At 64.8% G+C, this 12,535-nt stretch carries 12 protein-coding genes; 8 read left to right on the top strand and 4 right to left on the bottom strand.

What is annotated here, in order from left to right; translation table 11 throughout:
• Positions 1–10: 10 nt before the first annotated feature.
• The 3 genes from GJV37_RS25700 to GJV37_RS25690 all read left to right on the top strand — a co-directional run bounded on the left by GJV37_RS25700 (position 11) and on the right by GJV37_RS25690 (position 3,097).
• The gene (locus GJV37_RS25700; RefSeq protein WP_024763140.1) at positions 11–814 is read left to right on the top strand and encodes a helix-turn-helix transcriptional regulator; all 804 of its coding nucleotides are present in this window, start codon (positions 11–13) and stop codon (positions 812–814) included.
• A gap of 167 nt (positions 815–981) precedes the next feature.
• The gene (locus GJV37_RS25695; protein ID WP_024763139.1) at positions 982–1,566 is read left to right on the top strand and encodes an HD domain-containing protein; all 585 of its coding nucleotides are present in this window, start codon (positions 982–984) and stop codon (positions 1,564–1,566) included.
• Positions 1,567–1,705: 139 nt separating this feature from the next.
• On the top strand, positions 1,706–3,097 hold the full coding sequence (locus GJV37_RS25690; protein WP_170859724.1) for an adenylate/guanylate cyclase domain-containing protein: 1,392 nt from the start codon (positions 1,706–1,708) through the stop codon (positions 3,095–3,097).
• Between the two features lie 354 nt (positions 3,098–3,451).
• Here the strand turns inward: GJV37_RS25690 and GJV37_RS25685 are convergent, their stop codons facing one another.
• Positions 3,452–4,753, bottom strand: coding sequence for a dicarboxylate/amino acid:cation symporter (locus GJV37_RS25685; RefSeq protein WP_024763138.1), 1,302 nt, complete (start codon positions 4,751–4,753; stop codon positions 3,452–3,454).
• Positions 4,754–5,116: 363 nt separating this feature from the next.
• On the opposite strand from GJV37_RS25685, the gene GJV37_RS25680 reads away from it, so the two are divergent.
• Complete coding sequence (locus tag GJV37_RS25680; RefSeq protein WP_024763137.1) at positions 5,117–6,118, top strand: AraC family transcriptional regulator; 1,002 nt, start codon at positions 5,117–5,119, stop codon at positions 6,116–6,118.
• Positions 6,119–6,179: 61 nt separating this feature from the next.
• Here GJV37_RS25680 and GJV37_RS25675 read toward each other — a convergent pair whose 3' ends face one another.
• From GJV37_RS25675 to GJV37_RS25665, 3 genes are read right to left on the bottom strand one after another with little or no spacing between them, the layout of a single operon-like run.
• Entirely contained in the window at positions 6,180–7,523 is a 1,344-nt protein-coding gene (locus GJV37_RS25675; RefSeq protein ID WP_193453071.1) for an ATP-binding protein, read from the bottom strand.
• A complete protein-coding gene (locus GJV37_RS25670) occupies positions 7,520–8,197 on the bottom strand; it encodes a response regulator (RefSeq protein ID WP_037009287.1) in 678 nt (225 codons plus the stop codon). Before GJV37_RS25670 ends, GJV37_RS25675 begins: the two co-directional genes overlap by 4 nt.
• A 56-nt stretch (positions 8,198–8,253) precedes the next feature.
• Positions 8,254–8,865: an outer membrane beta-barrel protein gene (locus GJV37_RS25665; RefSeq protein ID WP_024763135.1), complete on the bottom strand. Its 612-nt coding sequence runs from the start codon at positions 8,863–8,865 to the stop codon at positions 8,254–8,256.
• A gap of 198 nt (positions 8,866–9,063) precedes the next feature.
• Between GJV37_RS25665 and napE the strand changes: the two genes are divergently transcribed.
• Genes napE through napA form a run of 4 tightly spaced genes read left to right on the top strand, consistent with a single transcriptional unit; the run spans position 9,064 to position 12,535 of the window.
• Entirely contained in the window at positions 9,064–9,231 is a 168-nt protein-coding gene (napE, locus tag GJV37_RS25660; protein WP_024763134.1) for a periplasmic nitrate reductase, NapE protein, read from the top strand.
• A 10-nt stretch (positions 9,232–9,241) separates the two neighbouring features.
• Complete coding sequence (gene napF / locus GJV37_RS25655) at positions 9,242–9,724, top strand: ferredoxin-type protein NapF (RefSeq protein WP_084358932.1); 483 nt, start codon at positions 9,242–9,244, stop codon at positions 9,722–9,724.
• A gap of 7 nt (positions 9,725–9,731) precedes the next feature.
• The gene (locus tag GJV37_RS25650) at positions 9,732–10,034 is read left to right on the top strand and encodes a chaperone NapD (RefSeq protein WP_054910886.1); all 303 of its coding nucleotides are present in this window, start codon (positions 9,732–9,734) and stop codon (positions 10,032–10,034) included.
• On the top strand, positions 10,031–12,535 hold the full coding sequence (napA, locus tag GJV37_RS25645; RefSeq protein ID WP_065086421.1) for a nitrate reductase catalytic subunit NapA: 2,505 nt from the start codon (positions 10,031–10,033) through the stop codon (positions 12,533–12,535). The genes GJV37_RS25650 and napA overlap by 4 nt, the downstream gene beginning before the upstream one ends.

The raw sequence follows: 12,535 nt of genomic DNA, 5'->3' as shown, positions 1-12,535 counted from the left end.
ATCCCCTCGGATGCACAACCTGTTCCGCGAAGTCGGCATGCACGCCAACCTTGGTCGCGCCATCGAGCAGATCGGCCAGCCGCGCTTCTGGAAGCAACTGGTCCTGCTGCTGCACCAGTGGTTGCCGTTCGATAACGCCCTGGCGATGTTCTACCCGGCCAGCGGCACTCCGGTGGCGCTGGAGGAATACGATGCCGAGCCCACCGCCGGCCCAGCCGCCATGGCCATCTACCTGGACGGCCTCTACCAGCTCGACCCGTTCTACCAGGCCTGCCGCGAGGGCGTGCCCAGCGGGTTGTACCGGCTGGAGGAAATCTCCCCGGACCAGTTCCGCCAGAGCGAGTACTTCCTCAGCTACTTCCACGACAACGTGCTGGAGGACGAGGTGCAGTTCATCCTGCAGTTGCCCGGCCAGGGCGCGCTGTCGCTGTCACTGGGTATGCGCCGGCTGTTCGATGGCGAGCAGACCGGCCTGCTGGCGATGCTCTGCCCCTGGGTGCTGGCCTTGATGCAGCAGCACTGGCAGCAACGCAGCCAGCGCCTGCTGCCGGGCGCCAGCGACGGCGTGGCAGTGCAGGTACGTGACGCCCTGAGCCACTTCGGCGCGGGTGTGCTCTCCGAACGCGAACTGGAGATCGCCCGGCTGATCCTGCGGGGTTACTCCTCCAAGGCCATGGCCGAGCGCCTGGCGATCTCCCCGGAGACCATCAAGGTCCACCGCCGCCACCTCTACAACAAGCTCGACATCTCCTCGCAGCCGGAGCTGTTCTCGCTGTTCCTGCAGTCGCTGGGGCACGATCCGCAGAACCCCTGAGCGAACCTTGAACACCCGCCGCCATCCGCGCGGCTGATGCCGCACCATTCGCGCGCGCCGGGACACCCCGCTGGCGCTGCGCGGACACTACCGCGTGCCCGTCAGGCTTCTAGACTGGATCGGTGCCATCCAGACACGCCACGACAATCACAAGAGAGCACAGCCTGATGAACGCACGCGCCAACTTCACCCACATGGAAGACGGCACCGCCGAGGACTGGGCGATCATCGCCAAGGACTTCGGCCAGTACGCCGCGCTTCTGCCCGACCGGATCATGACCCACCTGCGCCTGCTCGACGGCGACTTCGGCGGCTTTCCGGTGGACCGCCTGACCCACTCGCTGCAGACCGCCACCCTGGCCCACCGCGACGGCCGCGACGAGGAGTACGTGGTCTGCGCCCTGCTCCACGACATCGGCGACACCCTCGGCTCGTTCAACCACGCCGACATCGCCGCGGCCATCCTCAAGCCGTTCGTCAGCGAAGAGAACCTGTGGATGATCGAGAAGCACGCGATCTTCCAGGGCTACTACTTCTTCCATCACCTGGGCCTGGACCGGCACCTGCGCGAGCAGTTCAAGGACCACCCGCAGTTCGAGCGGACCATCGAATTCTGCGCGCGCTACGACGCCGCCGCCTTCGATCCGGACGGTGAAGTGCTGCCCCTGGAGTTCTTCGAACCCATGCTGCGCCGGGTCTTCGCCCAGCCGCGCCGCTCGATCTACCAGAAGCCCGACGGCAGCATGGCCTGAGGGTCCCGAAGCGACCGGCGGTCCGCGACGAGCAGTCGCTAGCCGCCGCTGGCTCCGGGGTAGCGCATGGAATAAGATTCCCAAAATTCAGACGCGTAATTGGCCACAAGCCCACACGCATTAGGGAAGTTTCCTGCGCATGAAGCCTAACGTTCTCGAGCGATCCAGTAGTCCGCTCTCCCCCACTCCTCTGCGCGAATACCATTCCCGCGTGCTGGCCTATATCGCCATCGCCGCGACCATCACCGCCGGCACCTTCGCCAAGTACTTCGGCTACGACATCCTCTGGATGATCCCGTACGTCCTGCTCTACCCGCACCTGGCCCAGCAGGTCAGCCGCCGCTTCAAGCGCGACAACCCGCAGCGTACCCGCCTGGTGCTGCTGTTCATCGACGCGCTGCACGCCGGTATCGCCACCACGCTGCTGGGGTTCTCCGAGGTACCCAGCCTGATGCTGGTGCTGATCCTTTCCTTCTCGGCACTGATCATCGGCGGCCTGCGCTCGCTGGGGCTGGCGCTGCTGGTGGGGCTGAGCGCCTCGGTGCTGTCTGCGGCGCTGATCACTCCGGGCTACAAGGGCGCGACCCCCGCCATCGTTTCGCTGGTCAGCGTGCTGTTCTCGACCCTGTACATCTGCATCACCGCCTTCTTCGTGCACCAGCAGGGCCTGCGCCTGGCCCAGGCCCGCTCGGACATCACCCTGGAGCAGGAAAAGGCCGCGCGCCTGGCCAGCAACCTGGCCAAGTACCTGTCGCCGCAGGTGTGGGAATCGATCTTCAGCGGCAAGCGCACGGTGCGCCTGGAAACCCAGCGCAAGAAGCTCACGGTGTTCTTCTCCGACATCAAGGGCTTCACCGAGCTGTCCGAGGAGCTGGAAGCCGAAGCCCTCACCGACATGCTCAACAACTACCTCAACGAGATGTCGAAGATCGCCCTGAAGTACGGCGGCACAATCGACAAGTTCGTCGGCGACTGCGTGATGGTGTTCTTCGGCGACCCGGCCACCCAGGGCGCGAAGAAGGACGCCGTGGCCGCCGTGTCCATGGCGGTGGCCATGCGCAAGCACATGAAGGTCATGCGCCAGCAGTGGCGCGCCCAGGGCATCACCAAGCCGCTGGAAGTGCGCATGGGCCTGAACACCGGCTACTGCACCGTGGGCAACTTCGGCGCCGACACGCGCATGGACTACACCATCATCGGCCGCGAAGTGAACCTCGCCAGCCGCCTGGAAAGCGCCGCCGAAGCCGGCGAGATCCTCATCAGCCACGAAACCTACTCGCTGGTGAAGGACGTGCTGATGTGCCGCGACAAGGGGCAGATCGCCGTGAAGGGCTTCAGCAAGCCGGTACAGATCTACCAGGTGGTCGACTTCCGCCGCGACCTGGGCTCCAACCCCAGCTTCGTCGAGCACGAGGTGCCGGGCTTCTCCATGTACCTGGACACCAACAACGTGCAGAACTACGACAAGGAACGGGTCATCCAGGCGCTGCAGCAGGCGGCGGAGAAGCTCAAGGACAAGATCATTCTCTGATTCCTTTCCGCTTTTCTGCGTGCGCCTTTCTCGTTGATGCACACCCTCGCCGCTGGCGGCCGGCCAATCGCGAGCGGAGTCCGCTCCCATGCGCGCCGGGCGCTCCCTGGAATGTTGCAAGGCTGACGACGCCCCGTCCTGGCTGCACACGCCCGCAGCCACTGTAGGAGCGAGCTTGCTCGCGAACCCGCCCACCTCCAAAGCTGCCGGGAAACCGTTCGCGAGCAAGCTCGCTCCTACAAAACGCGCGCCGCCACCAACCACCCGCCCATAAAAAAGCCCGCTCAATCGAGCGGGCTGGAAAGGCTCCGGTGCTTCACGTTCACCGGGCCGAATTGCTCTTTGGAAAGCGCGTCAGGATGGCTGCAGCTCCGCGGAGTTGCCCGGGCCGGCGGCCAGTTCTGCGGACAGGGTCTTCTCGTCCAGCTGCTTGCACCACTTGGCGACCACGATGGTGGCCACGCCATTGCCGACCAGGTTGGTCAGCGCGCGGGCTTCGGACATGAAGCGGTCGATGCCCAGGATCAGCGCCAGGCCCGCCACCGGCAGGTGGCCAACGGCGGACAGGGTGGCAGCCAGCACGATGAAGCCCGAACCGGTGACCCCGGCGGCGCCCTTGGAGGCGATCAGCAGGACGACCAGCAGGGTCAGCTGGTGGGTGATGTCCATCGGGGTGTCGGTGGCCTGGGCGATGAACACGGCGGCCATGGTCAGGTAGATCGAGGTGCCGTCCAGGTTGAACGAGTAGCCGGTCGGGATCACCAGGCCGACGACGCTCTTGTCGGCGCCCAGTTTCTCCATCTTGGCGATCATGCGCGGCAGGGCCGATTCGGAGGACGAGGTGCCCAGCACGATCAGCAGTTCTTCGCGGATGTAGGAGATGAAGCGCAGGATGCTGAAACCGTGGGCGCGGGCAATGCCGCCCAGCACGATCAGCACGAACAGCAGGCAGGTGACGTAGAAGCACAGCATCAGCTGGCCCAGCTGCACCAGCGAGCCGAGGCCGTAGGCACCGATGGTGAAGGCCATGGCACCGAAGGCACCGATGGGCGCGACCTTCATGATCACGTTGATGATGTTGAACATCACGTGGGTGATGCGATCGATGAACTCGAACACCGGCTTGCCGTAGTCACCCAGGCGGTGCAGCGCGTAGCCGAACAGCACGGAGAAGAACAGCACCTGGAGGATGTCACCGTTGGCGAAGGCGCCGACCACGGTGCTCGGGATGACGTTCATGAAGAAGTCGATGGTGCTCTGCTTCTCGCCCGAAGCGATGAAGCCGGTTAGCGCCGCGTTCTTGTTCATTTCGGCGGTCAGCGTGGCGACGTCGGCGTGCATGCCGGCGCCCGGCTGGACGACGTTGACCACGACCAGGCCAATGATCAGCGCGATGGTCGAAACGATTTCGAAGTACAGCAGCGCCATGCCACCCGTCTTCCCCACGGCCTTCATGCTCTGCATGCCGGCGATACCGGTAACCACGGTGCAGAAGATGATCGGCGCGATGGCCATCTTGATCAGTTTGACGAAGCCATCGCCCAGCGGCTTCATCAGTTTGGCGGTGTCGGGGTAGAAGTGGCCGAGTGCGATACCGATGGCGATGGCGATCAGTACCTGCACATACAGGCTTTTGTAGAAGGGTTGCTTGGTCATGGCAGCTCTGTCCTCTGGGCCTGCGCTCCGGGGGAGGCGCAAGACCGAACGCGTTATCTCCCTGCAATGGGAGAATTTGTTTTCAGGGCATGCCAGACGGCAGGCCTTGCTCGCCTATCGCAAGTGCTGTGCCAGACCTTTAGAAAATATGTAACCCCTTTAAATTCAACGACTTCCGTAAAAAGTCAGGGCACGGAAGGCGCCGAATCTGGCGGAAACCCGCCTCCTCGCTGGCGGGTTTCCCGCCCTCTGGCGGGTATCCGCCACGGCCTTCGTACCGTAGATTGTAGAACTCCGATCAGGTTCGATCGGGTTTGCCGCACTGTTCTTTCGGACATGCGGACAGAACAACAAGGACCGCTCATGCGTGAACGCACCATTGCCAGCCATTTCGTCCGCGCCGCCGTCCATGGCGCCCAGCGCAAGGGCCTCGACGTCCAGGCGCTGCTGCGCGACGCCGGCATCGTCCCGGCCATCCTCGACGAACCTCGCGCACGGATCGATCCCGAGCAGTTCAGCCGGCTGATGCAGACACTCTGGGAAGCGCTGGACGACGAATACATGGGTTTCGGCAGCCTGCCGAGCAAGCGCGGCACCTTCGCCATGATGTGCAACGCGATCATCCACTGCCGCACGCTGGAGAAGGCGCTGGGCCGCGGTTCGCTGTTCTACGGGTTGTTTCCCGAGGCGCCGCGGATCGAGCTGGTGCGCGACGGTGACCGCGCCCGGCTGACCCTGGACGAGACCCACCTGCGCGACCCGGACCACTTCCTTGCCGAGAGCCTGCTGCTGATCTGGCATCGCCTGGCCAGTTGGCTGATCGGCCAGCGCATCCGCCTGGAGGAAGCCACCTTCAGCTACCCGCCGCCCGAGCACCAGGCCGAGTACGACCTGCTGTTCCCCTGCCCTCGCCGCTTTTCCGCCGGCAGCACCAGCCTGCTGTTGCAAGCGCGCTACCTGGACATGCCGCTGCTGCAGGACGAGCGCACGCTCAAGCACTTCCTCAAGGACTCGCCCGCCGACCTGCTCGCCCGCCCCGACGGCGGCGACAGCCTGACCAGCCAGATCCGCCGCCTGCTCGGCCGCGACTGCCGCCGCTGGCCGGACCTGGAGCAGGTCGCTGCGCAACTGCACATGAGCCCGCAGACCCTGCGCCGCCATCTGCGGGAAGAAGGGCCAAACTTCCAGGAGTTGAAGGACCAGCTGCGCCGCGACCTGGCGATCTACTACCTGGGCCGCGACGAGCACTCCATTCAGGATATCGCCGACCAGCTCGGTTTCTCCGAGCCATCGGCGTTCCACCGGGCGTTCAAGAAATGGACGGGACTGACGCCGGGGGCGTATCGGGCACAGCAGGGGGAATGAGACGAAGGCACGATCTCGTCTGGGGGAGCGCGGTGCGATGAGTGTTCGCGCCGACTCTCGATCAACCCGGCAGGCGAATGCGGAAGCAAGCGCCGCCCAGCGCGGAATCCTCCAGCGCCAGCTCGCCGTCGTAGCTGTCGATGATGTCCTTGACCACCGCCGTGCCGATGCCCTGGCCGGGATGCTGGGTATCCAGGCGCTCGCCGCGCTTGAGGATGCGCTCGCGCTGGCTGGCGGGAACACCGGGGCCGTCGTCCTCGATGATCAGTTCGAATATTCGACCCTCCTTGCGCGCGCTGACCTTCACCGTGGTCAGGCACAGACGATAGGCGTTCTCCAGCAGGTTGCCGAGCATCTCCAGCAGCGCGCCCTTTTCCAGCGGCAGGGCCAGGCCCGGCGGGATATCACGTTCGAGCTTCACGCGCTTGTCGTGGTAGACCTTGTCCAGCGCACCAGCGATGGTATCCAGCAGCGGATCGAGGGCCGAGCGGTGGCGAATCAGGCCACTCTTGCGCAGGGTCGCGCGCTGCAACTGGTAGCCGATCTGCTGGCTCATGCGCTCGATCTGGGTCTGCAGCACCTGCATCTGCTCGCGGTTCTGCGGCTGGTCGGCGAGGGTTTCGCTGACGCCCTGCAGCACCGCCAGCGGAGTCTTCAGGCTGTGAGCGAGGTCGCCCAGGGAATTGCGATAGCGCTCGCGCTGGGCGCGCTCGCTTTCCAGCAGGCGGTTGACCGAGTCGGTCAGACGCAGCATCTCGGCTGGATGGTCATCGCTCAGGCGTTCGCGATCACCGGCCTCGATCTGGTCCAGCTCCGAGCGCAGCCCGCGCATGGAGCGAAAGCCCCAGCCCAGGCCGAGCCAGAGCAGGCCCAGCAGCAACAGAAGCGCGCCGCCGAGCCAAAGGTAGAGCTGGTCGCGGAAGCCACTGACCAGTTCGCGGAATTCGCTCTCCGGCTGCATGGTGACGATGCTGTACGCAGCACGCTTGCCGCCGAGCAGGTCAATCTCCACGTCGTAGACGAAGAACTCCTGGCCAGAGGCATCGCGGATGCGGGTGAACTCGTCGATCATGCCATCGTACTTGGGTGAGTAGTCGACGCTCTCGTCCTGGGCCGAGGTGGAACGCCAGACCAGCTTGCCGGACTGGTCATAGATGAAGCCCAGCAACTTGGATTCGGGAAGGTTGAAGTCCTCCACCGGCAGATGGTCGGGCATGCTCAGGACTTCGCCTTCGATACGCGCCGAGGACACCAGGGTCGCCACGTCCGCCGCCAGGCGTTGCTGGATGGCATTCTCCAGGGCGATGCTGAATGCCCGCTGGAGCGCCGGCAGCAACGCGGCCATGAACAGCACGGCGAGAATCGCCGCACCGATCATCAGGCGCAGGCGCAGCGAGCGGATCATTTACACAGCTCGTTGAAGATGTAGCCCTGGCCGCGCACGGTATCGATCGGTTTGAAGCCCGCTGCGCTCTCCAGCTTGCGGCGCAGGCGCCCGACCAGTACCTCGATGACGTTCGGGTCGCGCTCGTCGTCGTCCGGGTAGAGCTGCTCGATCAGGCGCTCCTTGGCGACCACCTGCTGATGATGGCGCATGAGGTATTCGAGGATGCGGTACTCGAAGGCAGTCAACTGCAGCGACTCACCGTTGACCAGCGCCTGCTTGCGGTTGATGTCCAGCACCAGCGGGCCGGCCTCGATGCTCGACTGGGCGAAGCCGCTGGAGCGGCGCAGCAGCGCGTTCAGGCGGGCCTCGAGTTCTTCGAACTGGAAGGGCTTGACCACGTAGTCGTCGGCGCCGGCGGCCAGGCCTTCGACCTTGTCCTGCCAGTTGCCGCGAGCGGTGAGGATGAGGATGGGGAAGGTCTTGCCCTGGCTGCGGAATTCGCGGATCAGGTCCAGCCCGCTCATACCAGGCAGCCCAAGGTCGATCATCGCCAGGTCGTGATGGTATTCGGCGGCGCGGTACAGCGCCTCTTCGGCATTGGCGACCGCATCGACCACATGGCCTTGCTCGCCGAGCCGGGTGTACAGGTGATGGCGCAACAGCGCCTCGTCTTCCACCACCAGCAGTTTCATGCGCGTGCTCCCTGAGTCAGGCAACCGGGCCACGCGAGGCCCGGTTGCGGTACCGGTCAGAACTTGTAGTTGGCGCCCAGGTAGAACTGGGAGCTGCTGTGCAGGTCAAGGGATCCCACCTTGCTGCCACCGTGCGGGCTCATTTCGGTACTCGCGTTGGTACGCAGGTAACGGTAGCCGCCTTCCACGGATGCGTTCTTGCCGAGTTCCTGGAGGATACCGGCTTGGGCGCCGATGGCGTAACCCACGTCACTGTCGCGGCTGTAGCCCTTGGAGTCCTGCTCCAGCTTGACCAGGCCGGCGGTGCCGCCGCCGAACAGCTTGGTGCCCTGGTCGCCCAGCGGCAGGAAGGCGTCGTAGCTGCCGAGCAGGTTCTGCTGGCGCAGCTTCAGGCCGTTCTCGGTGTCGGAGACGTTTTCATAGGTGACGTAGTAGCGGCCCTGCTCCATCTGCTGGCCGGCGCGCACGCCCCAGGTGCCACTGTTGTTGATCACGCTGTCGAACTTGGGATTGTTCAGGTTGCGATTCAGCGCATCGGATTTCTGGATGTTGTTGCTGGTTTCGCCCCAGGTCATGCCGACGAAGGTGTCGGCGGCGTTGGCGGCAGTAGCGGCGACACTGGCACCGAGGATGGCGCTGGCGAGGGCGATTTTCTTCATGGCTTTCATGGGGATTCTCCCGTCAGAGGTCAGTAATGGGTTGACGGGGAAAAGATTACGAGGAGGGCTCTGAACGGAACCTGTCAGAGCGCTGAACCATCGCTGAACGAAAGCGCTGTATGAAAAAAGAATAACGCTCGTAGGCTTTTGCCCACACACAGCGCAGGGACTAGGCTCATTCCCAGTCGTTGGCGGGAGGCTGACCAAATGACTGAAGAGACCGGACCCGGCACGGATAAAGGCAAGGAAACCCGGCTGTTCCTGTTCCTCGTGATCTGCCTGTTCCCTCTGCTGTCCGTGGCCATTGTCGGTGGCTACGGCTTTATCGTCTGGATGGTCCAGCTGGTGGCGGGGCCGCCCGGCCCGCCGACGTAGAGGTGCCACGATGCTCGCCCGACGCGCCCTGCTGCGGCGCCTGGGCGGTGCGCCTGAAGTACGTCGCCCGCCATGGACCGCCACCGCCAGCGAATTTCTCGAAGGCTGCACACGCTGCAATGCCTGCATCGACGCTTGCCCCGAACAGGTGTTGCGCATCGGCGACGGCGGCTATCCGCAGCTGGACTTCACCAACGCCGGCTGCAGCCTGTGCGGTGCCTGCGCGCGCGCCTGCGAAGCCGAGGTGTTCGACCTGAGCCGCGAGGCGTTTCCCTGGCGCGCGCAGATCGACGACCACTGCCTGGCCCGCGCCGGCATCCACTGCCGCAGCTGCGACGATGCCTGCGAACCACGCGCCATCCGCTTCCGCCCGCAACTCGGCGGCCCCTCCCTGCCTACCCTCGACCCGACCCTGTGCACCGGCTGCGGCGCCTGCGTCTCGCCCTGCCCCGGCAACGCCATCCACCTGAACCGTGAGGCCCACCATGCCTGAGACCCAGATGCCCGAGAGCATCCAGATCGCCAGCCTGATCGTGCACACGCGCCCCGAGCTGCTCGAAGCGGTGAAGGCCAACCTGCTGCGCCTGCCGAACCTGGAAGTCCATCAGCAGAGCGCCCAGGGAAAGCTGGTCGTGCTGCTCGAAGCCGAGCATGAGGCAAGCATCCTCGACAACCTCAATGCCATCCAGAACCTGCCCGGCGTTCTCAACGCGGTGCTGATCTACCACGAAGTCGTCGAGTCGCCGGAAGCCCTGCAGAGAGAACCCCAACCCGAGCTGGCCCAGGCCGGAGGTGCACGATGAACCTGACCCGCCGCCAGTTCGCCAAGGCCAACGCCGCCGCCATTGCCGCGGCCGCCGCCGGCCTGCCGATCCTGAGCTCCGCCAGCAACCTGGTCACCGAGGCGGACATGACCCGCCTGGACTGGAACAAGGCGCCATGCCGCTTCTGCGGCACCGGCTGCAGCGTGATGGTCGCCACCCGCGACAACAAGGTGGTCGCCACCCACGGCGACATCAAGGCCGAGGTCAACCGCGGGATCAACTGCGTGAAGGGCTACTTCCTGTCCAAGATCATGTACGGCAGCGATCGCCTGACCCGGCCACTGCTGCGCATGAAGGATGGCAAGTTCGACAAGCAGGGCGAGTTCCAGCCGATCAGCTGGGACGCCGCCTTCGACATCATGGCCGAGAAGTTCAAGGCCGCACTCAAGGCCAAGGGCCCCACCTCGGTGGGCATGTTCGGCTCCGGGCAATGGACGGTCTGGGAAGGCTACGCCGCCAACAAGCTGTTCAAGGCCGGCCTGCGCAGCAACAACATCGACCCCAACGCGCGGCACTGCATGGCCTCGGCGGTGATGGGCTTCATGCGCAGCTTCGGCATGGACGAGCCGATGGGCTGCTACGACGACATCGAGGCCACCGACACCTTCGTGCTCTGGGGCTCGAACATGGCCGAGATGCACCCGGTGCTCTGGTCGCGGGTCACCGACCGCCGCCTGAGCGCAGGGCAGGTCAAGGTGGCCGTGCTGTCGACCTTCGAGCATCGCAGCTTCGACCTGGCCGACATCCCCATGGTGTTCAAGCCGCAGACCGACCTGTACATCCTCAACTACATCGCCAACCACATCATCGAAAGCGGCGCCGTGAACCGCGACTTCGTCGACAAGCACACCCGCTTCGCCCATGGCGCCGAGGACATCGGCTACGGCCTGCGCCCGGATAACCCGCTGGAGAAGAAGGCGAAGAACGCGGACAAGGCCAACACCTGGAGCGACATCGGCTTCGATGAATTCGCCGCCTTCGTCAAACCCTACACCCTGGAGCGCACTGCCAAGGAAACCGGTGTGCCGGCCGAGCGCCTGAAGGCCCTGGCCGAGCTGTACGCCGACCCGAAACGCAAGGTGGTGTCGTTCTGGACCATGGGCTTCAACCAGCACACCCGCGGGGTCTGGGCAAACAACCTGATCTACAACATCCACCTGCTCACCGGGAAGATCAGCGAGCCGGGCAACAGCCCCTTCTCGCTCACCGGCCAACCCTCGGCCTGCGGCACCGCGCGCGAGGTCGGCACCTTCGCCCACCGCCTGCCGGCGGACCTGGTGGTAACCAACCCGAAACACCGCGAAACCGCCGAGAAAATCTGGAAAGTGCCCGCCGGCACCATCCAGGAAAAGATCGGCTTCCACGCCGTACAGCAGAGCCGGATGCTCAAGGACGGCGTGCTCAACGTCTACTGGACCCAGGTCTGCAACAACATGCACGCCGGGCCGAACATCATGCAGGAGGTGCTACCGGGCTGGCGCAACCCGGAAAACTTCGTGATCGTCTCCGATGTCTACCCCACCGTTTCGGCACAGGCGGCGGACCTGATCCTGCCCAGCGCCATGTGGGTGGAGAAGGAAGGTGCTTACGGCAATGCCGAGCGCCGCACGCAGTTCTGGCACCAGTTGGTGAAGGCACCGGGCGAAGCGAAATCCGATCTCTGGCAGCTGGTGGAGTTCTCCAAGCGCTTCACCACCGACGAGGTCTGGCCCGCCGAGCTGCTGGCGAAGGCGCCGCAACTCAAGGGCAAGACGCTCTACGAGGTGCTGTACAAGAACGGCCAGGTGGACGCGTACGACAACGACGAGATCACCAAGGGCTTCGAGAACGACGAGGCCAAGGCCTTCGGCTTCTATATCCAGAAGGGGCTGTTCGAGGAGTACGCCAGCTTCGGCCGTGGCCACGGTCACGACCTCGCGCCCTTCGACGCCTATCACGAGGCGCGCGGCCTGCGCTGGCCGGTGGTCGACGGCAAGGAGACCCGCTGGCGCTACCGCGAGGGCTACGACCCCTACGTCACCGCCGGCAGCGGCGTACAGTTCTACGGCTACCCGGACAAGAAGGCGATCATCTTCGCCCTGCCCTACGAGCCGCCGGCCGAGGCCCCGGACAAGGAATATCCCTTCTGGCTCTCCACCGGCCGCGTGCTCGAACACTGGCACACCGGTTCGATGACCCAGCGCGTGCCGGAGCTCTACAAGGCCGTGCCCGACGCCGTGGTGTACATGCACCCCGACGATGCGCGCGACCTGAAGATGCGCCGGGGCAGCGAGGTGAAGGTGATCAGCCGGCGCGGCGAGATCCGCGCGCGCATCGAGACCCGCGGGCGCAACAAGCCGCCGCAGGGACTGGTGTTCGTGCCTTTCTTCGATGCCAACAAGCTGATCAACAAGGTCACGCTGGACGCCACCGACCCGATCTCCAAGCAGACCGACTACAAGAAATGCGCGGTGCGCATCGAACTGGTCAGCCTGGCCTGA

It is taken from the genome of Pseudomonas nitroreducens (genome assembly GCF_010994165.1).
GTDB lineage: Bacteria > Pseudomonadota > Gammaproteobacteria > Pseudomonadales > Pseudomonadaceae > Pseudomonas > Pseudomonas nitroreducens.
The sequence above is the reverse complement of the archived record's forward strand: the minus strand, read 5'-3'. Positions and strand labels throughout refer to the sequence as shown.

Excerpts from the sequence above, each read along its gene's own strand:
- GJV37_RS25700 (WP_024763140.1), top strand. The coding sequence starts at position 11 with ATGCACAACCTGTTCCGCGAAGTCGGCATGCACGCCAACCTTGGTCGC.
- GJV37_RS25695 (WP_024763139.1), top strand. The coding sequence starts at position 982 with ATGAACGCACGCGCCAACTTCACCCACATGGAAGACGGCACCGCCGAG.
- GJV37_RS25690 (WP_170859724.1), top strand. The coding sequence starts at position 1,706 with ATGAAGCCTAACGTTCTCGAGCGATCCAGTAGTCCGCTCTCCCCCACT.
- GJV37_RS25685 (WP_024763138.1), bottom strand. The coding sequence starts at position 4,753 with ATGACCAAGCAACCCTTCTACAAAAGCCTGTATGTGCAGGTACTGATC.
- GJV37_RS25680 (WP_024763137.1), top strand. The coding sequence starts at position 5,117 with ATGCGTGAACGCACCATTGCCAGCCATTTCGTCCGCGCCGCCGTCCAT.
- GJV37_RS25675 (WP_193453071.1), bottom strand. The coding sequence starts at position 7,523 with ATGATCCGCTCGCTGCGCCTGCGCCTGATGATCGGTGCGGCGATTCTC.
- GJV37_RS25670 (WP_037009287.1), bottom strand. The coding sequence starts at position 8,197 with ATGAAACTGCTGGTGGTGGAAGACGAGGCGCTGTTGCGCCATCACCTG.
- GJV37_RS25665 (WP_024763135.1), bottom strand. The coding sequence starts at position 8,865 with ATGAAAGCCATGAAGAAAATCGCCCTCGCCAGCGCCATCCTCGGTGCC.
- napE (WP_024763134.1), top strand. The coding sequence starts at position 9,064 with ATGACTGAAGAGACCGGACCCGGCACGGATAAAGGCAAGGAAACCCGG.
- napF (WP_084358932.1), top strand. The coding sequence starts at position 9,242 with ATGCTCGCCCGACGCGCCCTGCTGCGGCGCCTGGGCGGTGCGCCTGAA.
- GJV37_RS25650 (WP_054910886.1), top strand. The coding sequence starts at position 9,732 with ATGCCCGAGAGCATCCAGATCGCCAGCCTGATCGTGCACACGCGCCCC.
- napA (WP_065086421.1), top strand. The coding sequence starts at position 10,031 with ATGAACCTGACCCGCCGCCAGTTCGCCAAGGCCAACGCCGCCGCCATT.